Source organism: Streptomyces sp. NPDC058741, assembly GCF_042746715.1.
Classification (GTDB): Bacteria; Actinomycetota; Actinomycetes; order Streptomycetales; family Streptomycetaceae; genus Streptomyces.
Window position 1 is genome coordinate 82520 of the sequence record NZ_JBHYQH010000023.1, and the last position, 20261, is coordinate 102780.

Below are 20261 nucleotides of genomic sequence, written 5' to 3' on the forward strand. Positions count from 1 at the left end.
AGGGCCGGCCACCCGAGGGTGCCCGGCCCTTCCTCACACCGCTACGGTGCTTCGCCCACCGTCACTTCTTGCGACGCCCCCGGCTGCGCGCCTGCTTGCGGCGCTCCGCGCGGGTGAGGCCGTCGGCCTCGGAACGCACCGGCTCGTCGTCGGTGGCGAAGTCGCCCTCGATCGTGCCGCCCTCGCCGTCGACCGTCGGCGCGGAGAAGTGGAGGTTGCGCCGCTGCGGGACGTCGAGCCCCTTGGCGCGGATCTCCGGGCGGGCAGTGGCCTGCGCCGGCACCGCGTCGTGCTTCTCCAGGTCGGCCACCGGCTTGGCCTCCTCGACGGGGACCTCCTCGACCTGCTGCTCGACCTGGACCTCCAGGTTGAACAGGTAGCCGACGGACTCCTCCTTGATGCCCTCCATCATCGCGGTGAACATGTCGAAGCCCTCGCGCTGGTACTCGACCAGCGGGTCCTTCTGGGCCATCGCGCGCAGGCCGATGCCCTCCTGGAGGTAGTCCATCTCGTAGAGGTGCTCGCGCCACTTGCGGTCGAGCACCGACAGCACGACCCGGCGCTCCAGCTCACGCATGATCTCGGAGCCGAGCTGCGCCTCACGCGCCTCGTACTGCTCGTGGATGTCGTCCTTGACGGAATCGCCGATGAACTCGGCGGTCAGACCGGCCCGGTCGCCGGCCGCCTCCTCCAGCTCCTCGATGGTGACGTCGCACGGGTAGAGCTGCTTGAACGCGCCCCACAGCCGGTCGAGGTCCCAGTCCTCGGGGAAGCCCTCGGCGGTCTCGGCCTGGACGTAGGCCTCGATGGTGTCGTCCATGAAGTGCTGCACCTGCTCGTGCAGGTCCTCGCCCTCCAGGACGCGGCGGCGCTCGCCGTAGATGACCTCGCGCTGGCGGTTGAGGACCTCGTCGTACTTCAGGACGTTCTTGCGGGTCTCGAAGTTCTGCTGCTCGACCTGCGACTGGGCGGAGGCGATCGCGCGGGTGACCATCTTGTTCTCGATCGGCACGTCGTCCGGCACGTTCGCCATGGACATCACGCGCTCGACCATCTGCGCCTTGAACAGCCGCATCAGGTCGTCGCCGAGGGAGAGGTAGAAGCGGGACTCGCCGGGGTCGCCCTGACGGCCGGAACGACCGCGCAGCTGGTTGTCGATGCGCCGCGACTCGTGCCGCTCGGTGCCCAGCACGTAGAGGCCGCCGAGCTTCTCGACCTCCTCCTTCTCCGTCCGGACGGCCTTCTCGGCTCGCTCCAGCGCCTCGGGCAGGGCGTGCGCCCACTCCTCGATGTGCTCCTCCGGGTCGAGGCCGCGCTGGCGCAGCTCCGCCTCGGCGAGGTCCTCTGGGTTGCCGCCGAGCTTGATGTCCGTGCCGCGGCCGGCCATGTTGGTGGCGACCGTCACACTGCCCTTGCGGCCGGCCTGGGCGACGATCTGCGCCTCGCGCTCATGGTGCTTGGCGTTCAGCACCTCGTGCTGGATGCCGCGCTTGCTGAGCTGCTGCGAGAGGTACTCGGACTTCTCGACCGAGGTCGTGCCGACGAGGATCGGCTGGCCCTTGCGGTGCTTCTCCTCGATGTCGTCGACGACCGCCTCGAACTTGGCGACCTCGGTCCGGTAGATCAGGTCCGACTGGTCCTTGCGGACCATCGGCCGGTTGGTCGGGATCGGCACCACGCCGAGCTTGTAGATCTGGTGGAACTCGGCGGCCTCGGTCATGGCCGTACCGGTCATGCCGCACAGACCCGGCTGTTCCTTGTCGTCGTGGTCGTGGCGCTTGTACAGGCGGAAGAAGTTCTGGAGGGTGATCGTGGCGAGCGTCTGGTTCTCGTCCTTGATCGGCACCCCTTCCTTCGCCTCGATGGCCTGGTGCATGCCTTCGTTGTAACGGCGGCCCGCGAGGATACGTCCGGTGTGCTCGTCGACGATCATGACCTCGTCGTCGATGATGACGTAGTCCTTGTCCTTCTTGAAGAGTTCCTTCGCCTTGATGGCGTTGTTCAGGTAGCCCACCAGCGGGGTGTTCACCGACTCGTAGAGGTTGTCGATGCCCAGCCAGTCCTCGACCTTGGCGACGCCGGACTCGTGGATCGCGACCGTGCGCTTCTTCTCGTCGACGTCGTAGTCGCCGGTCTCCTCGATGCCCTTGAGCGGCTGGCCGGCCTCGCCGCGCTTGAGGCGCTTCACCAGCTTGGCGAAGTCCCCGTACCACTTGGTGGCCTGGTCGGCCGGGCCGGAGATGATCAGCGGCGTACGGGCCTCGTCGATGAGGATGGAGTCGACCTCGTCGACGATGGCGAAGTTGTGGCCGCGCTGGACGAGCTCGTCCTTGGACCACGCCATGTTGTCGCGCAGGTAGTCGAAGCCGAACTCGTTGTTCGTGCCGTACGTGATGTCGCAGGCGTACTGCTCGCGACGCTGAGCCGGCGTCATGTTCGCCAGGATGCAGCCGACGGTCAGGCCCAGGAAGCGGTGGACGCGGCCCATCATCTCGGAGTCGCGCTCGGCCAGGTAGTCGTTCACCGTGATGATGTGGACGCCCTCACCGGACAGGGCGTTCAGGTACGCCGGCAGCGTGCCCACCAGGGTCTTGCCCTCACCGGTCTTCATCTCCGCCACGTAGCCCATGTGCAGGGCCGCGCCGCCCATCATCTGCACGTCGTAGTGACGCTGGCCGAGGACGCGCTTGGCGGCCTCGCGGACGGTGGCGAACGCCTCGGGCAGCAGGTCGTCGAGACTCTCGCCGTCGGTGTAGCGCTGCCTGTACTCATCGGTGAGGGCCCGCAGCTCGGCGTCGGAGAGGTCGACGAAGTCCTCTTCGATGGAGTTGACCTGGTCCGCGATGCGGTGCAGCTTGCGCAGGATCTTGCCTTCGCCTGCACGCATGATCTTCGAGAGGACGGACACGGGGGTTGGTCTCCTTGCCGGTCGGGCCTGGGGTCGGTTACCACTTGACTTACTGAGCAACGGCCATCGTATGCGAGGACCCCGCCGAGCCGGGAGGGCCTGCCGAGACGGCACCGTCCGCTGCTTCGATTCTGGTGCACGTCTGCTTCACGGGGGACAACGCCCGGGCCCCCCGGATAGTGCCGCACCCCTCCACCGAATTGCACAAAGCGTGACCACGACCTCACTCTCGGGCACCCGGGGCCGGTCGCCCGCGCCGAACCGACGGCGCTCCGGCACACCCGCCGGGCAGAATCGGCCGATGGACCCCGTCACCCTCACCACGGACCGCCTCCTGCTGCGCACGGTCGGCCCCCAGGACACCGACGCGGTGTACGACGCCTGCCAGGACCCCGAGATCCAGCGCTGGACCACGATCCCGTCGCCCTACCTGCGCGAGCACGCCCGGGGTTTCACGGAGCAGATGGTCCGGGACGGCTGGGCGGACGGGTCGGCGTTCACCTTCGGCGTCTTCCTCCGATCGGGAGAACTCGCGGGCATGCTCGGCATCACCGAGCGCGCCCTCGGCACGGCGGAGATCGGCTTCTGGGCCGTCAGGGAGCACCGCGGCCGCGGCTACGTCACCGAGGCCGCCCTCGCCGCCTGCCGCTGGGCCTTCGCCCACGCCGCGGTCGACCGCGTCGAATGGCGCGCGGAGGTGGGGAACCGGGGATCGCGCGCGGTGGCGGAACACGCGGGCTTCAGGATCGAGGGCACGCTGCGCTCCGCGATGAACAACAAGGGAGTGCGCCGCGACCTGTGGGTGGGCTCGCTGCTCCCGTCGGACCTCGGCCTTCCCTCGACGGCCCCGTACCTGCCGGCCCCGGCCTAGCGGCCCGACCGGTCGCGCCGACCGCCCGGCCGGACCGCCCGGCTCGGCCGCCCGGCTCGGTCACTGGCCTGCTTGCTCGTCCTCGCCACTCGGTCACTCGGCCCGCTTGCTCGGCCTCGCCGCTCGTCGCGCGGCCCCGGCGCTCGGCCCGCCGGTCCACCACCTGCGGCGCCCGCGCGCGGTAGCGGACAGCCGATTCCGCAGGTCACGTCCGCCTGTCAGTCCCACCGCCTATCGTGCGGAACCATGACCACCCCGCGTCCCAGCGCAGACCTCTCCGCCGACGAGGCCCGCAGAATCGCGCTCCGCGCCCAGGGCTTCCTCGGCGCCCCCGACCGCCGCTCCGGCGTCCGCGGCGTCCTGCGCCACCTGGGCGCGATACAGCTCGACACGATCTCGGTCCTGGCCCGCTCCCACGAGCTCGTCCCGTACGCCCGCCTGGGCGCGGTGGGCCGGAGAACGGTCGAGGACGCCTACTGGAAGCCCTCGGTCTCCGGCGCGCCGGAGGCCCGGCCCCACGCCTTCGAGTACTGGTCCCACGCCGCCTGCATCCTGCCCATCGAGGAGTGGCCCCACTTCGCCTTCCGCAGGCGCGCCTACCGCAACCGCCCGCACTGGAACCAAGAGCTCCCCGACGGCGCCTACGAGCAGGTCGTCAAGCAGCTCCGCACCGAAGGCCCGCTCACGGCGACGGAGTTGGGCGGCGCGAAGAGGACGAGCGACTGGTGGGACTGGTCCGGCTCCAAGGTCGCCGTCGAACGCGCCCTGATGTACGGCGAGGTGGTGTGCGTGGAGCGCCGCGGCTGGAAGCGCCTCTACGACCTCGCCGAGCGCGCGATCCCGGACCCGCTGCTGCACGACGGGCTGGACGACACGGAGTGTCTGCGCCGTCTGGTCCGTCTGGCGGGCCGGTCCCTCGGTGTGGGGACCCGTGCGGACATCGCCGACTACCACCGCCTCAAGGGCGAGCAGGTCGACGCGGTGATCGCCGACTCGGGTCTGGTGCCGGTCACGGTGGAGGGCTGGGGCAAGCCCGCCTGGGCCGACCCGGCCGCGCTGGAGACACCGCCGCGCGGCCGGCACCGCACCACGCTCCTGTCGCCCTTCGACTCCCTCATCTGGGAACGGGCCCGCACGGAGCGGATCTTCGGCTTCACGCACCGCCTGGAGGCCTACGTCCCCAGACAGAAGCGCGTGCACGGCTACTTCGCGATGCCGGTCCTGGCCGGCGGCCGGCTCGTCGGCCGGGTGGATCCGGCCCGTGAGGGCCGCACGCTGGTCGCCAGGCAGGTCACGCTCGACGGCCCCAAGGCGGTCCCGGCCGTCGCGCAGGCCCTCACCGAGGCGGCGACGTGGGTGGACTGCACGGACGTCCGCGTGGAACGGGTCGACGCCCCCGGCCTGCGCGAGCCCCTCGTGCGGGAACTGGCCCGCGCGACCGCCTGACGCGGGAGCACCCGAGCGCCGTGACGGCCGCAGGCCCGGCCCTCAGCGGATCTCGAGGATCTTCTCGCGCATCGCGTACACCACGGCCTCCATCCTGGAGTGCAGCTGGAGCTTCTCCAGGATGTTGCGCACGTGGTTCTTCACGGTGTTCTCGGAGATGAACAACTCCTTGGCGATGTCACGGTTGTTCATCCCCGTCGCCACGAGCTTGAGGACCTCCAGCTCGCGGTCCGTCAGACGCGGTACGGGCACCAGCCGGCGCTCGTCGGTGCGCTGGATCATCGACTTGAACTCGGTGAGCAGCTTCGACGCCATGGACGGGCTGATCTGCGACTGCCCGTCGGCGACCGCGCGAATGGCGGTGGCCACCTCGTCCGTGGAGATCTCCTTGAGGAGATAGCCGGTCGCCCCCGCCTTGATGGCGTCGTAGAGATCGGCTTCCTCGTCGCTGATCGTCAGCATGATGATCTTCGCGCTGGGTGCCACCTCCTTGATGGAGGTGCACGCCTCGATCCCGCCCCGCTTGGGCATCCGCACGTCCATCAGGACGATGTCGGGCAGCAGGTCGGCGGCCTTCTCGACGGCCTCGGCGCCGTCGCCCGCCTCACCGATGACCTGGATGTCCTCCTCGGCGGCGAGCACGATCTCCAAGCCGCGGCGGAACAGGGCGTGGTCGTCCACCACCAGGACCCTGATCGGTTCCTTGCGTGGAGTCCCCGTGTCCGGGCCGGTGCCGACGACGCCGTCGTGGGCGTCACCGTCACGCATCGGTCCGAAGCTGTCCGCCATCGTTCCTCCCCCTGAAGGCTGCGGCCTGAGGTCCTGAGCCATCGCCAACCCAGAGCAACGGCCCACCGGTTGGGCCGCGGTCGCCATGATTCCATGCCTGAGCGGCGCCGGGGTGCCGGAGCGGGCGCCACGTGGTCGCACACGGGTGCCCCTGGGGACGCACACGCGCTCCAGGGGCACCTGCTCCGCTTTTCACCCGGCACGGTCAGCCGCCGAGCGCACCGCCCGCCTCGGGGGAGTGCGCCTGTGTGACCATCGTGTCCGTCCGGAGGTGGATCACGCCGTAGTCGTAGGCGTGCCGCCGGTAGACGACACTCGGTTCCTTGGTCTCGGAGTCGACGAACAGATAGAAGTCGTGCCCGACCAGCTCCATCTCGTAGAGAGCCTGGTCGAGGGTCATGGCTGCTGCGACGTGGGTCTTCTCGCGGACGACAATGGGGCCGTCACCCTGCACTTCCAGCGAGCCGATCTTCTTCGTGGGGACGGCCGCCTCCGGCTCCTCCTCGTGAGCGGGGACCGCCTCGCCGTTCGGGTTGAGCGTGGCCACGCCCGGGACGTGGTCGGCGACCTCGGCGGCCGAGATCCGGCGCGCTCCACGGCGCGAGAACCGCTTGTCGTGCTGCCTGCGCAGCCGGGCTTCCAGCTTTTCCGCCGCCAGGTCGAGCGCCGCGTACGGATCGCTCGCCGCCGCCTCCGCCCGGATCACCGGACCGCGGGAGCGGAGCGTGATCTCCACTCGGTCACAACGGTCGGCCTGTCGGGGGTTGGGCTCCTTGGACACCTCGACGTCGAGGCTGATCACCTTGCCGTCGAGCTTCTGGATCTTCTCCAGCTTCAGCTTCTCGGCCACGTGCTTCCGGAACCGCTCGGGCACCTCGGTCTTGCGGCCCTTGACGACGATGTCCACGCAGAACTCCGTTCCCGGATCGCTCCGCTTCGCTGCGGAGCATCTCCCTTTTGCACCAGGTTCCGGTGTGTACCGGAACCTCGGACTCGGTGACTTCCACCTCCTCCCCCGAGGGCGAGAACTCCACTCCACCGTCGCGAGTGATGAAGAAAAACCCGCAGAACGGCATTCGGATTCAAGAGGTGTGGCCTGCGGCTTTCCCTCTGGACCGAACATATCTCGCCCGGACGGATGTCGTCACCCTCTACTGCGGCGTACCTCCGTTCCGGTGAAAAGGCCCTCTCCTTACCTGCAACGACACAAGATCTCAGTCAGTTCCGGTTCATTTCGAAAGAGTCGGGTGACGCCGCGACCACTGCCGCGCACACCACATCGACGACTCCGCGGGCGCCGTCCACACCCGTCGTTCCCTGTCGGCGGGGCCACCGGCCCGTCCTCTCCCGCCTTGATCCGACGCGCTGTTCCTCTCCGCTTTCCCACGTCTCTCCCCGTACACGGCGGCAGTCCACCCGGCGTCGGAATTCAGCCCCGCCCCCGGCTCGTCCCGCGGCCCGTGCCGCACCACCCGCCCGTGTGCGGCCGCCCGCACAGCCCGCGCGGCCTCCGCCAGGGACGCCCCCGTGGTCATCACGTCGTCCACGAGGACGACCGGCCCCGCTCCCAGCAACCCGGCGCCACCGGGCACCACCGACAGAGCGCCCGCGAGATTGTCCCGCCGCTGCCGGGAGTTGAGCCCCGACTGGTCGGCCACCACCCGCCGCTGCCGCAGCACACCCAGCACCCGGGCCGGAACCCCGCCCCGCCGCAGCTCACCCGCCGCCGCGAGCGCGATCCGCCGCGCCGGATCATGTCCCCGGGCCCGCACGGCGCGCCGCCCGGACGGCACGTGCACGAGCAGCACGGGCTCCCCGGAACACCCGGACCCCCGGGGCCCGCCTGCCGGCCACGCCCCTCGGAGCCCCGCCCGCACGGCCCCCGCCAGGGCGGCGCCCAGCGGACCGGCCAGTGCCAGCGCTCCCCGTTCCTTGTGGGCCAGCAGCGTCGCCCGGACCTCGTCCGCATAGGAGGCCGCCGCGTGCACCACGGGCAGTCCGGGCGGCTCCGGCACCGGCCGCACGTGCCGCACCTCCGCCCGGTCCAGCACCGCGCGGCACCGCCCGCAGAGCACCGCACGAGGCGCCCCGCAGCCGCCGCACTCGCCCGGCAGCACCAGCTCGGTGAGGTCCTGCCACCACCCCCGCATGCAGACCACTGTGCAGCCCGGGACGCGGCCTTGCCACCCCTGTGGACAACCACCTGTGGACAACCGGCCCGGGAGGCCCGGGGACGACAGCCCGTGGACGGAGTCGGACGGCGGAGCGGTCCCGCCGGGCGCCCTCCGCTCACCCCGGATAGACCGGAGCCGTCCCCTTCGTCACCTTCTGCCACTGCGCGCCCGACGGCAGCCGGACGATCCCGTCCACCGAGTACGCCACCAGCGGCAGCTCATCGTCGTCGGCGGCGGTGACCTCCTTGACGCCGGTCAGCGCCGCGGGCGGCGGTACGTCCGGTGTGGAGCCGTCGACCTGCACGTAGCGCATCTGCTGCACGCCCCCGTGCTCGCGCCCGACCACCACGAGCCGGCTGTCCCCGGCCCACGACATGGCCGTGACCTCCTCCAACTCGGGTGTCGCCGAGCGCAGTTCGACGACCCGGACGGCCGGCTCCTCCCCCGGCTTCCCGTCCCGCTCGATCAACCCGACGAAGAGGGTCCTCTTGCCGCCCTTCTCCACGACGAGCGCGATCCGCACCCCGTCGGCGGCCACCCGCACGGACTGGATCCGGCCGTCCAGCTGCGTCGTCCGGACCTCCAACGGATCGCCCTTGCCCTCCTGGAGCAGCAGCAACCGGGGACGGTCGGGGTCGCGGTCGGCCACCCACAGACCGTCCTCCGCGTCCCAGCTCGGGGTCGTCAGCCGGTCCGCCTCGCTCTCGCCCCGGCTGCGCAGCACCGGCTCGCCGAGCGACCCGCCCGAGACCAGCGACCCCACGTACAGCGAGCGGCCGTCAAGGCCGACACCGGCCGCGCTGCGCTCGTCGCGTGACACCGCCACCGAGCGCAGCGCCGTCTCGCCCTCGCCCAGCGCTCCCGGCGCCGGGGCGGCCTCGCTGTCGCGGGTGCCGGCGGGGAGCCGTACGAGCCGGTCCTTGGCGTCGATGAAGTACAGGTAGTCGGGATGGCGCGCGGAGCTGTGGAAGGCCGCCGCGTCGGCCGCGTCCTGCGTGAGGGAGCACAGTTCCGTCCCGTCGGCCCGCAGCTCGACCTCGTCCACGGCGGGACTGAGGTCGCGCAGCGTGAACAGCAGCTGTGCGGCCATCTCGTCGCAGCGGTTGGAGCCGATGCCCGCGGCCCTGTCGTTGAGGGGGATCGTGAGCCTGTTCCGGTCGTCCGGCGTCAGGGCACCGGCGTCCTTCGCCAGCGCCGTGCCCGTCGGGAAACTCGACCGCACGACGGGGTTGAGCCACCGCGTCGGTCCGTTCAGCAGGGACCGCACCATCTGCGTCATCGGCTCCACGCGCCGGCGCACGTACACGGGGTCCGCGACCGCCGTGGGCTGCGAGTCCGTCCCGGCCGCCACCGAGTTCGACGCGAAGTAGTACTTGCTGACGGACATGTAGTTGCGCTGGAAGTCCGACTGGCCCATGAGGACGCCCTGCGGCAGCGCGTCGATCCGCCACTGCCCGCTCTTCTCGTCCTGCGTCAGATGCACGGCCCTGCCGTACGGTCCGGACGCCGGCGCGTACGCCTGCTGCGCGTCCACGGTGGCCACCTTGGTGCCGGTCAGCCGGAACGTGATCCGGCGGGCGTCCTCACCCCCGCTCGTGCCGTCCGGCTTGGCGCCCGGCCCGTCCGTGAGCACCGTGGTGGACAGCTCCGGCCGCCAGGTCTTGGCCGCATCGCCGGTCAGGTACTGGCGGGCCGTCCTGTAGTGCGGATCGTCGCTGGTGAGCGCCTCCAGGAAGCCCTGCACGATCTCCGAGGGCGCCGCGTCCTCCCCCGGCGGCACGGCGAACACCCGTACCTGCGTCTCCTGGCGCGGCGTGGACTCCACGTCGCGCAGATCGCCGCTGTCCGGCATCGAGGCGCACCCCGCCAGCACCAGCACACCGCCTGCGGCGTACGCCATCACGCGCGCGGGCCTGCGCCGGCCGCGCCCCTCGCGGTCAGCGCCCACGAGATGCCTCCCCTTGCCTGTTCGCCTCTCCCGGCCCGGTCTCCCCGCCGGGCACTGCGGCAGCCTCCCGCTCCACTCGCCCGGAGCCGCCACCCGCGATCGGACCGCCGCCACGCGGCGCACCGGCGCCCCCGCCACGCGCCGGCTCCACCGCCTCCGGGTCGTTCGGCCGCCGCACGGACGAAGCGGGCCTCGGCACCACACGGGCACCGTTGCCGGGCAGGGCGGTCGGATCGGCCGTGGGAGCCACCGCGGAGGCCCGCGGCGGTATCGGATCCCGGTTCGACGCCGAGGACAGCGGCCCGTGCGCCGACCGCGCCGGCACGGTCGCCCGCTTCTCGGCGTCCCGGCCGTCGCACGGCAGCCCGGCGTCGTCGAGCCCCCGGTTGCGCCGCGAGTCCTTGGGCTCCAGCGGTATGGGGGAGCCCCGCAGCGGCTCGTCCGCCGTCCTCGGCAGCGTCAGCCGGAACTGTGAGCCGCCGCCCGGCTCTCCCCACGCCTGGAGCCAGCCGCCGTGCAGCCGCGCGTCCTCCAGGGCGATGGACAGGCCCAGACCCGTACCACCGGTGGTACGCGCGCGTGCCGGGTCGGCCCGCCAGAAGCGGCTGAAGACCCGGGTCGCCTCACCGGGCTTGAGCCCGACCCCGTAGTCCCGCACGGCGACGGCCACGGCACCGCCGGCCGCGGCGAGCTTGACGACGACGTCGTTGCCCTCGCCGTGCTCGACGGCGTTGACGACGAGGTTGCGCAGCACCCGCTCCACGCGCCGGGCGTCGGCCTCGGCGACGACGGGCTGCTGGTCCCCCAGGACGCGGATCCGCGTGCCCTTGCGCTCGGCGAGCGGCTCGGCCCCGCTGACCACCCGCCGGACGACGTCCCGGAGGTCGATCGGCTCCGCCTCCAGCGCGGCGGCGCCCGCGTCGAAGCGGCTGATCTCCAGCAGGTCCGCGAGCAGCGACTCGAACCGGTCCAGCTGGTCGGCGAGCAGCTCCGCCGACCGCGCGGTCACCGGGTCGAAGTCCTCGCGCGCCTCGTGGATGACGTCGGCGGCCATCCGCACGGTCGTCAGCGGCGTGCGCAGCTCGTGCGACACGTCCGACACGAACCGGCGCTGCATCCGCGACAGCTCCTCGAGCTGGCTGATCTTCAGCTGGAGGTTCTGCGCCATCTTGTTGAAGGCCTCGCCGAGCCGCGCGATGTCGTCCTCGCCCGTGACCTTCATCCGCTCCTGCAGCCGCCCCGCCGACAGCCGCTCGGCGACCCCCGCGGCCATCCGCACCGGCGTGACGACCTGCCGTACGACCAGCCAGGCGATGGCCCCGAGCAGCACCACCACGAACAGCCCCGCCGTCGCCAGCGTGCCCTTGACCAGGCTCAGCGACTTCTCCTCCTGCGTGAGCGGAAAGAGGTAGTACAGCTGGTACGGGTCGCCGTTGGGGTCGTTGACCTGCTTGCCGATGACCAGGCCGGGCTGGGAGTCCTTGGTGGCGTTGTTGTACGTGATGCGGGTGTAGCTCTGGGCGGCCGTCGTACTGCTGCCGATGCGCTCGCGAAGGTCGGTGGGCACGCTCTTGCTCCAGTCGACCTCGCCCGAGGCCCGCGGTCCGCGCCCGCCGGCGCCGTCCGCGTCGGAGGCCGGGAGCGTGACCACGTCGAAGGCGCCCTGGCCGCCGCTGGACAGCGAGGAGACCAGGGCGCTCATCCACTGGATGACGTTCTGCGCGGGAGGGCCGTCGGCCGTCGCGACGTCGTCGCCGGTGGCGCTGGGCGCGTCGTCGGCGCGCTGCTTGGCCACCGCGAACCCGCCCGCGGCCTGGCTCTGGGACGCCCTCACCTTGGCGTCCAGCAGGCCGTTGCGCACCTGCCCGATGACGACGAAGCCCAGCAGCAGGACCACGCCCAGCGACATCAGCAGCGTCGTGACGACGACCTTGAGCTGGATGTTGCGCCGCCACAGCCGCATGACAGGCAGCAGCGGCCGGCGCACCCACCGCATGAACAGGCGGATGACCGGGCTGCCCTGGACACCGCCCTGGAGCAGTCCGCTCTCCAGCAACCGTCCCCACCGGGAGCCGGGCCTCTTCCGCCCGACAGGCCGCCCCGGGCGGCCCCCGGACCGGCCGGGCGCCGGAGCGGCACTGTCGCCGGACATGTCAGCTCGGCCCTGCCTTGTACCCGACACCACGCACGGTCACCACGATCTCCGGCTTCTCCGGATCCTTCTCGACCTTGGAGCGCAGCCGCTGCACATGCACGTTGACCAGCCGCGTGTCCGCCGCGTGCCGGTAGCCCCAGACCTGCTCCAGCAGCACCTCACGCGTGAACACCTGCCACGGCTTGCGCGCGAGCGCCACCAGCAGGTCGAACTCCAGCGGCGTCAGGGCGATCGGCTGCCCGTCCCTCTTCACGGAGTGCCCGGCCACGTCGATGACCAGGTCACCGATGGCGAGCTGCTCCGGAGCGGGCTCCTCCGACCTCCGCAGCCGCGCCCGGATCCGGGCCACGAGCTCCTTCGGCTTGAACGGCTTCACGATGTAGTCGTCGGCACCCGACTCCAGGCCCACGACGACGTCGACCGTGTCGCTCTTCGCCGTCAGCATCACGATCGGAACCCCGGACTCCGCCCTGATCAGGCGGCACACCTCGATGCCGTCCCGGCCGGGCAGCATCAGGTCGAGGAGCACCAGATCCGGCTTGGCCTCCCGGAACACGGCCAGCGCCTTGTCGCCGTCAGCCACGAACGACGGCTCGAAACCCTCACCACGCAGCACGATGCCGAGCATCTCGGCCAGTGCGGTGTCGTCGTCGACGACAAGGACTCGTCCCTTCATAAACGACATCATCCCATTCTCATAACGGTGGCGAAGGCAGTGGTGAGGTAGGTCACCGGCCAGTGACCATAGTCGCAGCAAGCGCTACTGTCTGCCCTCGCCCGCCCGCCGACGATCCCGACGGCGGGGACGAAGCCGCTGATGGACGGTGGACGAGCCCCTGGTGACGCCTGACGCCCAGGGGCGCGGGGACGGGACGGCGACCGGCCGCCCGGCCCCCGCCGCCCCGGGCTCAGCCGCCCGAAGCCGTGCGCGAGCGCGCACACACCTCCGCGAGCGCCTCGGCGGTCACCGGTGAGACGACTCCCTCCTCCGTCACGATCGCCGTGACCAGCTCGGGCGGGGTGATGTCGAACGCAGGGTTGTACGCCTGCGTCCCCAGCGGAGCCACCTGGATGCCGCCCCCCGCCTCGGATCCGGCCACCGGCGCCTGCGGAGCCACCAGCTCGGTCACCTCGTGCCCGGGCCGCTGCTCGACCTCGACGGACGCGCCGTCGGCCGTGTCCAGATCGACCGTCGTCACCGGCGCCACCACGATGAACGGCACATGGTGGTACCGCGCCAGCACCGCCAGCGGATAGCTCCCCACCTTGTTCGCCACCGAGCCGTCCGCCGTGATCCGGTCCGCCCCGATCAGCACGGCGTCCACCTCACCGGCGGCGAACAGCGACCCCGCCGCGTTGTCCGTGAGCAGCGTGTAGCCCATCCCGCTGCGCGCCGCCTCGTACGCCGTCAGGCGCGCGCCCTGCAGCAGCGGACGCGTCTCGTCCACCCACAGCCGCCGCAGCCGGCCCACCCGGTGCGCCGCGAGCGCCACCGCGAACGCCGTGCCCTCCCCGCCCGACACCAGCGAACCGGTGTTGCAGTGGGTGAGGATCCGGTGCCCGCCTCCGGGCAGCAGCTCGTCCAGCAGCGCCAGCCCGTGCTCGGCCATCCGCGCACTGGCCTCGGCGTCCTCCCGGTGCAGCTGCCGCGCCGCGGCCAGGGCCGCCGCGGCCGCCTGCCGGACGTCACCGCCCTCGGCGAGCACCGCCTCATGGGCCGCCTGCGCCCGACGCACACCGACAGCCAGGTTCACCGCCGTCGGCCGGGCGCCCGCGAGCGCAGCCGCGGCGTCGTTCACGTCGAACCCTCGCACGGCGGCGAGCGCGACACCGTACGCGCCCGCGATGCCGAGCAGCGGTGCCCCGCGCACGGCCAGCGAGCGGATCGCCTCCACGAGTGCGGGCGCATCCGTGCACACGAGTTCGACTTCCTCTGCCGGCAGCCTGGTCTGGTCGAGCAGGACCAGGACCGGCCCTTCCGGCGGCTCCTCCCAGCGGATCGCGGGGATCTCGGTCGGCCGCTTGTCATCGCCGCTGTACGCGTACTGATCAGCCATGCGATCAGTCTGCCCGTTATCCGGCGGACAATTGAAGGTACGCACGCCCTACCGCGGACCGTCACACCAAGACCACCCCATGGCACGATGGCTGCCAACCTGCCGCCGCGACCGCGGACGGGCACCGTGAAGGAGCGACGATGAACGACACTCCGGGCTGGGCCTCGCCCGGATCCGCCCCGTCCGACGGGCAGCAGCCGGGCACCTCCGGCCCTGCCGAGCCCGCTGACCGCCCCGGCCCGGCGCACCCCGCGGGCGGGCCGGCCCAGCCCGGCCAGGCCCCGCAGGGCCCCGGCTCCCCGTGGTCCAAGGAACAGCCACCGCCGGCCCAGTGGTCCGCCCCCGGCGGCCCGGCCGCCCCGGGCCAGGCACCCCCGCCCCCGCCGCCCGGCCCCGGCTGGGGCCACCAGCCCCCCGGTGCCCACGGCCCCGGCGGATTCGGACCGGCGGGCCCCGGCGGATACGGCCACCCCGGCGGCCCCGGTCCCCACGGCGGCTGGGGAAGCGGCTGGGGCGGCCCCCCGCCCGCCGCCAAGCCCGGGGTGATCCCGCTGCGCCCCCTCGGCGTGGGCGAGATCCTCGACGGCGCGGTCTCCACCATGCGCACCTACTGGCGCACGGTCCTGGGCATCTCGCTGACCGTCGCGGTCCTCACGCAGATCATCGTCGTGCTGTTCCAGGGCCTCGTCCTGGACGACTCCAGCACCGAGGCCCTCAACGACCCGAGCGCCACCGTCACCGAGCTGAGTCGCGCCATGGGCGACGCCCTGCTCAGCTCCACCGTCATCCTCGTGATCTCCCTGGTCGGCACGGTCATCGCGACGGCCCTGCTCACGACCGTGACCAGCCGCGCCGTGCTCGGCAAGCCGGTGAACCTCGGCGAGGCCTGGCGCGACGCCCGCCCTCAGATCGCCGGCCTGTTCGGTCTCATCTGCCTGCTGCTGCTCATCACCACCGGCCTCGTCGCCGCCGGCGCCCTGCCCGGCATCCTCGTCGGCGTCTCCGTGAACGGCCCGGCGGGCGTCGCCCTCACCGTCCTGGGCATCATCGGCGCCGGCATCGTCGCCCTCTGGCTGATGATCCGCTTCTCCCTCGCCTCGCCCGCCCTGATGCTGGAGAAGCAGGGCATCAAGAAGGCCATGAGCCGCTCCACGAAGCTCGTTCAGGGCACCTGGTGGCGGATCTTCGGCATCCAGCTGCTCGCCGCGATCATCGCGAAGGTCGTCGCCTCGATCATCGTCATCCCCTTCGCCTTCCTGGCCGCGGCCCTCAGCGGAGGCGGCCTCACCGGCTGGCTCAGCAGCGGCCCCGGCAGCCTCGGCTGGACGTTCCTCATCGTCAGCGGCATCGGCTCGGTGATCGGTTCCATGATCACGTTCCCGATCACGGCCGGCGTCACCGTGCTCCTCTACATCGACCAGCGCATCCGCCGCGAGGCCCTCGACCTCGAACTGGCCCGCGCCGCCGGAGTGCAGGGCTACGGCCCCGCCGTCCCCGGCACCACCCCGGGGAGCTGATGCGGTGAGCTCGGCGGGGGAACTTCTCACCACGGCGCTGCCGCGCGCCGCCATACGGACGCTGCTGAGCGCCGGCGACACCTCCGCACTGTCGCCGGCCCGCTCCGGGGACGAGCCGCCCCTCACCATCCCGCGCGACCCCGCACGGGAGGCGGCGCGGCGCGAGCTGTCCAAGCGGATGTACCACGAGGACGACCCCAGTCTCTTCCAGCGCGCCCTCGACGCCTTCTGGGACTGGCTCGGCACCCTCTTCGACACCGCCTCGACCGCCACCCCCGGCGGTACCCTCGGACTGGTCGTCGTCATCCTGGCCGTCGTCGCCGTCCTGGCCGCCCTCTGGTGGCGGCTGGGCACCCCGCGCCGCCACCCCACCCCGTCCGCCGCCCTGTTCGACGACCGCCCCCGCAGCGCCGCCGACCACCGCGCGGCCGCCGAGGCACACGCCGCCCAGGGCCACTGGAACCAGGCCGTCCAGGAACGCATGCGCGCCCTCGTCCGCGCCCTGGAGGAACGCGCCCTCCTCGACATACGCCCCGGCCGCACCGCCGACGAGGCCGCAGCCGAAGCCGGCCGCGCCCTGCCCGACCACACCGACCGGCTGCGCACCGCCGCCCGCGACTTCGACGACGTCACGTACGGCGGCCGCTCGGCGACCGCAGAGACGTACCGGCGCATCACCGCACTCGACGGCGACCTCGAACGCGCCAAGCCCCGGCTCGCCGGCACGGCCGCCGCCCGCAGCCAGGGAGCCGCCGAATGACCACCGAGGCCACGCTCCCGTCCACCTCGGCCTCGCCCACCGCACGCCAGGTATGGACCCGCACCCGCGGTGTCGCGCTGGCCCTCGTCCTGCTCATCGCCGGGGCCGTCGCCATCGCGGTGATCCGCTCCGACGCCCGGCACGGCGAACTCGACCCGCGCTCCGCCGACCCCAACGGCAGCCGCGCGATCGCCGAACTCCTCGCCGAAGGAGGCGTCGACACCCGCGTCGTCACCACCCTCGACGAGGCCGCCGCCGCGACCGGCCCGGACACCACCCTCCTGGTCGCCGTCCCCGACCGGCTGACCCGCGGCCAGCAGTCCCGCCTGCACGACGCGTTCGCCGAATCCGGCGGCCGCACCGTCCTGGTCGCCTCCGGCAGCGCCTCCGTCGAACGGCTCGCTCCCGGCGTCACCGCCGACCCCGCCACCAGCCTCGACTCGACGCTTTCCCCCGACTGCGACCTGCCCGCCGCCCGACGCGCCGGCACCGCCCGAACGGGAGGCGTCCGCTACACCACCACGCACCTCGGCGCCGACGCCTGCTACCCCAGCGAACGCCTGGCCACCCTGCTGCGCCTCCCCGCCGAGAAGGGCGGAGGCGACACCGTCGTCCTCGGCGCGCCCGACATCATCCTCAACACGCGCCTCGACGAGCAGGGCAACGCCTCGCTCGCCCTCCAGCTCCTCGGCTCCCGTCCCCATCTCGTCTGGTACCTCCCCTCGCTCTCCGACACCTCGGACCACGGCACAGACGACGAACGCGGCTTCTTCGACCTGCTCCCCGCGGGCTGGCTCTGGGGCACCCTGCAGCTCTTCATCGCCGCGGCCCTGGCCGCCCTGTGGCGGGCACGCCGACTCGGCCCCCTCGTTCCCGAAAAACTCCCCGTCACGATCCGCGCCTCCGAAACCGCCGAAGGCCGTGCCCGCCTCTACCGCAAGGCCGACGCCCACGACCGCGCGGCCGCCGCTCTTCGCTCCACCACACGCACCCGTCTCGCCCCCCTCGTAGGCGTCCCCGTCACCCAGGCGGACTCGCCCGAGGCACTGCTCCCCGCCCTCTCCGCCCACCTCCACGGCGACGGACAGGACCTGCACGCACTCCTCTTCGGACCCCAGCCCGGCGACGACGCGGCACTCATCGCACTCGCCGACCGACTCGACGCCCTCGAAAGAGAGGTACGCCGTCCATGATGGACCCGACCACTGACAACGCCGGGCCGAGCGAGAGTCCGGGCACCGCCCGGGACTCCCTGGAGGCCCTGCGCGCCGAGATCGCCAAGGCCGTGGTCGGCCAGGACCCCGCCGTGACCGGTCTCGTCGTCGCTCTGCTCTGCCGCGGCCACGTCCTCCTCGAAGGCGTCCCCGGCGTCGCGAAGACCCTCCTGGTCCGCGCCCTCGCCTCCGCCCTCGAACTGGACACCAAGCGCGTCCAGTTCACCCCCGACCTCATGCCGAGCGACGTCACGGGCTCCCTGGTCTACGACGCCCGCACCGCCGAGTTCTCCTTCCAGCCCGGCCCGGTCTTCACCAACCTGCTCCTGGCCGACGAGATCAACCGCACCCCGCCGAAGACCCAGTCGTCCCTCCTGGAGGCCATGGAGGAACGCCAGGTCACCGTCGACGGCACCCCCCGCCTCCTCCCCGAGCCGTTCCTGGTGGCGGCGACGCAGAACCCGGTCGAGTACGAGGGCACCTACCCCCTCCCGGAAGCCCAGCTGGACCGCTTCCTCCTCAAGCTCACCATCCCCCTGCCCTCCCGCCAGGACGAGATCGACGTCCTCACCCGCCACGCCGAGGGCTTCAACCCCCGCGACCTCAAGGCCGCCGGCGTACGCCCCGTGGCGGGCCCGGCGGACCTGGAAGCGGCCCGCGCCGCCGTCGCCAAGACGACCGTCTCCCCGGAGATCACCGCCTACGTCGTCGACATCTGCCGCGCCACCCGAGAGTCGCCCTCCCTCGCCCTCGGCGTCTCACCCCGGGGCGCCACGGCCCTCCTCGCCACCGCTCGCGCCTGGGCCTGGCTGACCGGCCGCGACTACGTCATCCCCGACGACGTGAAGGCCCTCGCCCTCCCCACTCTCCGCCACCGCGTCCAGCTCCGCCCGGAGGCCGAAATGGAAGGCGTGACGGCCGACTCCGTCATCAACGCGATCCTGGCCCACGTCCCCGTCCCCCGCTGATGGCACTCACCGGACGCGCCGCCCTCCTCGCGGCCCTGGGCTCCCTTCCGGTCGGGATCTGGGAGCCCAGCTGGACGGGCATCCTGGCGGTCAACACCCCCCTTGCCCTGGCCTGCGCCTGCGATTTCGCCCTGGCCGCCCCCGTACGGCGCCTCGGCCTGAACCGCTCCGGCGACACCTCCGTACGTCTGGGCGACACCGCCGACGTGACCCTCACGGTCACCAACCCGTCCCGCCGTCCCCTGCGCGCCCATCTCCGCGACGCCTGGCCCCCCAGCAGCTGGCAGCCGGGCACCGAGACCACGGCCTCCCGCCACCGCCTCACGGTCCCCGCGGGGGAACGCCGACGCCTCACGACCCGCCTGCGCCCCACCCGCCGGGGCGACCGCCAGGCCGACCGCATCACCATCCGCTCCTACGGCCCCCTGGGCCTCTTCTCCCGCCAAGGCACCCACAGGGTGCCGTGGACGGTCCGCGTCCTGCCCCCGTTCACCAGCCGCAAGCACCTGCCCTCGAAACTGGCCCGCCTCCGTGAACTGGACGGCCGCACCAGCGTCCTCACCCGCGGCCAGGGCACCGAGTTCGACAGCCTGCGCGAGTACGTCCCGGGCGACGACACCCGCTCCATCGACTGGCGCGCCACGGCCCGCCAGACCACGGTCGCCGTCCGCACCTGGCGTCCCGAACGCGACCGCCACATCCTCCTGGTCCTCGACACCGGCCGCACCTCGGCGGGCCGCGTGGGCGACGCACCGCGCCTCGACGCCTCCATGGACGCGGCCCTGCTCCTGGCGGCCCTCGCCTCCCGCGCCGGCGACCGCGTCGACCTCCTCGCCTACGACCGCGGGGTCCGCGCCCTCGTCCAGGGCCGCTCGGCGGGTGACGTGCTTCCATCCCTGGTCAACGCCATGGCCACACTCGAACCGGAACTCGTCGAAACGAACGCGCGAGGCCTCACCGCCACCGCGCTCCGTACGTCGCCCCGCCGTTCCCTGATCGTCCTGCTGACGAGCCTCGACGCGGCGCCCATCGAGGAAGGCCTGCTCCCGGTCCTCCAGCAACTCACACAGCGCCACACGGTCCTGTTGGCTTCCGTGGCGGACCCGCACATCAGCGGGATGGCCACAGCCCGGGGAGACGTCGACGCCGTCTACGAGGCCGCTTCGGCAGCCCGGGCCCAGTCGGAACGCCATCGCACAGCGGAACAGCTCCGCCGTCACGGCGTCACGGTCGTGGACGCCACACCGGACGACCTGGCACCGGTCCTGGCGGACGCATACCTGGCGCTGAAAGCGGCAGGACGCCTGTAATGACCCGTGGGTCCCCGAGAGGGGACCCACGGGTTTCCCTCGTCTCCAGAACGCAGAGAACCCCCGCATCACCAGATGCGGGGGTTCTCCCAATAATTGTTCGGCGGCGTCCTACTCTCCCACAGGGTCCCCCCTGCAGTACCA

General features: G+C 72.2%; 15 protein-coding genes. 7 read left to right on the forward strand and 8 right to left on the reverse strand.

Going from position 1 to position 20261, the window contains the following annotated elements; translation table 11 throughout:
* Positions 1-61: 61 nt before the first annotated feature.
* Positions 62-2908, reverse strand: coding sequence for a preprotein translocase subunit SecA (gene secA / locus ACFW6P_RS19840; RefSeq protein WP_386424281.1), 2847 nt, complete (start codon positions 2906-2908; stop codon positions 62-64).
* A gap of 301 nt (positions 2909-3209) precedes the next feature.
* Here secA and ACFW6P_RS19845 point away from each other — a divergent pair, with 301 nt between their 5' ends.
* Together ACFW6P_RS19845 and ACFW6P_RS19850 are read left to right on the forward strand one after the other, a co-directional pair.
* A complete protein-coding gene (locus ACFW6P_RS19845) occupies positions 3210-3779 on the forward strand; it encodes a GNAT family N-acetyltransferase (RefSeq protein WP_386424283.1) in 570 nt (189 codons plus the stop codon).
* 246 nt (positions 3780-4025) lie between these two features.
* Positions 4026-5225, forward strand: a complete 1200-nt coding sequence (locus tag ACFW6P_RS19850; RefSeq protein WP_386424284.1) for a winged helix-turn-helix domain-containing protein — start codon at positions 4026-4028, stop codon at positions 5223-5225.
* A gap of 42 nt (positions 5226-5267) precedes the next feature.
* Here the strand turns inward: ACFW6P_RS19850 and ACFW6P_RS19855 are convergent, their stop codons facing one another.
* From ACFW6P_RS19855 to mtnA, 7 genes are all read right to left on the reverse strand, one after another.
* On the reverse strand, positions 5268-6014 hold the full coding sequence (locus ACFW6P_RS19855) for a response regulator (protein ID WP_386348699.1): 747 nt from the start codon (positions 6012-6014) through the stop codon (positions 5268-5270).
* A 205-nt stretch (positions 6015-6219) separates the two neighbouring features.
* Complete coding sequence (gene hpf / locus ACFW6P_RS19860) at positions 6220-6921, reverse strand: ribosome hibernation-promoting factor, HPF/YfiA family (RefSeq protein ID WP_386348701.1); 702 nt, start codon at positions 6919-6921, stop codon at positions 6220-6222.
* A gap of 322 nt (positions 6922-7243) precedes the next feature.
* Positions 7244-8164 (reverse strand): ComF family protein, encoded by a 921-nt coding sequence (locus ACFW6P_RS19865; RefSeq protein ID WP_386424286.1) that lies wholly within the window; start codon positions 8162-8164, stop codon positions 7244-7246.
* Between the two features lie 139 nt (positions 8165-8303).
* Positions 8304-10136, reverse strand: a complete 1833-nt coding sequence (locus tag ACFW6P_RS19870) for an LpqB family beta-propeller domain-containing protein (protein WP_386424288.1) — start codon at positions 10134-10136, stop codon at positions 8304-8306.
* Positions 10126-12288 carry an MtrAB system histidine kinase MtrB gene (gene mtrB / locus ACFW6P_RS19875; protein ID WP_386424289.1) on the reverse strand — a complete coding sequence of 721 codons (2163 nt, stop codon included), beginning with the start codon at positions 12286-12288 and terminating at the stop codon, positions 10126-10128. Before mtrB ends, ACFW6P_RS19870 begins: the two co-directional genes overlap by 11 nt.
* A 1-nt stretch (position 12289) precedes the next feature.
* Positions 12290-12979, reverse strand: coding sequence for a two-component system response regulator MtrA (gene mtrA / locus ACFW6P_RS19880; RefSeq protein WP_386424291.1), 690 nt, complete (start codon positions 12977-12979; stop codon positions 12290-12292).
* Between the two features lie 220 nt (positions 12980-13199).
* Positions 13200-14348 (reverse strand): S-methyl-5-thioribose-1-phosphate isomerase, encoded by a 1149-nt coding sequence (gene mtnA, locus ACFW6P_RS19885; RefSeq protein WP_386348715.1) that lies wholly within the window; start codon positions 14346-14348, stop codon positions 13200-13202.
* Between the two features lie 140 nt (positions 14349-14488).
* Between mtnA and ACFW6P_RS19890 the strand changes: the two genes are divergently transcribed.
* From ACFW6P_RS19890 to ACFW6P_RS19910, 5 genes are read left to right on the forward strand one after another with little or no spacing between them, the layout of a single operon-like run.
* Complete coding sequence (locus tag ACFW6P_RS19890; protein ID WP_386424292.1) at positions 14489-15865, forward strand: glycerophosphoryl diester phosphodiesterase membrane domain-containing protein; 1377 nt, start codon at positions 14489-14491, stop codon at positions 15863-15865.
* Positions 15866-15869: 4 nt separating this feature from the next.
* The gene (locus tag ACFW6P_RS19895; RefSeq protein ID WP_386424294.1) at positions 15870-16625 is read left to right on the forward strand and encodes a DUF4129 domain-containing protein; all 756 of its coding nucleotides are present in this window, start codon (positions 15870-15872) and stop codon (positions 16623-16625) included.
* Positions 16622-17818 (forward strand): DUF4350 domain-containing protein, encoded by a 1197-nt coding sequence (locus tag ACFW6P_RS19900; protein WP_386424296.1) that lies wholly within the window; start codon positions 16622-16624, stop codon positions 17816-17818. Before ACFW6P_RS19895 ends, ACFW6P_RS19900 begins: the two co-directional genes overlap by 4 nt.
* Complete coding sequence (locus ACFW6P_RS19905; RefSeq protein ID WP_386348758.1) at positions 17818-18807, forward strand: AAA family ATPase; 990 nt, start codon at positions 17818-17820, stop codon at positions 18805-18807. The genes ACFW6P_RS19900 and ACFW6P_RS19905 overlap by 1 nt, the downstream gene beginning before the upstream one ends.
* Positions 18807-20117 carry a DUF58 domain-containing protein gene (locus tag ACFW6P_RS19910; RefSeq protein ID WP_386348727.1) on the forward strand — a complete coding sequence of 437 codons (1311 nt, stop codon included), beginning with the start codon at positions 18807-18809 and terminating at the stop codon, positions 20115-20117. The genes ACFW6P_RS19905 and ACFW6P_RS19910 overlap by 1 nt, the downstream gene beginning before the upstream one ends.
* Positions 20118-20261: the final 144 nt, after the last annotated feature.

What these genes read in the sequence shown, in the direction of transcription:
- mtrA (WP_386424291.1), bottom strand. Translation starts at nt 12,979, where the DNA reads ATGATGTCGTTTATGAAGGGACGAGTCCTTGTCGTCGACGACGACACC.
- ACFW6P_RS19900 (WP_386424296.1), top strand. Translation starts at nt 16,622, where the DNA reads ATGACCACCGAGGCCACGCTCCCGTCCACCTCGGCCTCGCCCACCGCA.
- ACFW6P_RS19855 (WP_386348699.1), bottom strand. Translation starts at nt 6,014, where the DNA reads ATGGCGGACAGCTTCGGACCGATGCGTGACGGTGACGCCCACGACGGC.
- mtnA (WP_386348715.1), bottom strand. Translation starts at nt 14,348, where the DNA reads ATGGCTGATCAGTACGCGTACAGCGGCGATGACAAGCGGCCGACCGAG.
- ACFW6P_RS19910 (WP_386348727.1), top strand. Translation starts at nt 18,807, where the DNA reads ATGGCACTCACCGGACGCGCCGCCCTCCTCGCGGCCCTGGGCTCCCTT.
- ACFW6P_RS19890 (WP_386424292.1), top strand. Translation starts at nt 14,489, where the DNA reads ATGAACGACACTCCGGGCTGGGCCTCGCCCGGATCCGCCCCGTCCGAC.
- ACFW6P_RS19845 (WP_386424283.1), top strand. Translation starts at nt 3,210, where the DNA reads ATGGACCCCGTCACCCTCACCACGGACCGCCTCCTGCTGCGCACGGTC.
- ACFW6P_RS19905 (WP_386348758.1), top strand. Translation starts at nt 17,818, where the DNA reads ATGGACCCGACCACTGACAACGCCGGGCCGAGCGAGAGTCCGGGCACC.
- mtrB (WP_386424289.1), bottom strand. Translation starts at nt 12,288, where the DNA reads ATGTCCGGCGACAGTGCCGCTCCGGCGCCCGGCCGGTCCGGGGGCCGC.
- ACFW6P_RS19850 (WP_386424284.1), top strand. Translation starts at nt 4,026, where the DNA reads ATGACCACCCCGCGTCCCAGCGCAGACCTCTCCGCCGACGAGGCCCGC.
- ACFW6P_RS19865 (WP_386424286.1), bottom strand. Translation starts at nt 8,164, where the DNA reads ATGCGGGGGTGGTGGCAGGACCTCACCGAGCTGGTGCTGCCGGGCGAG.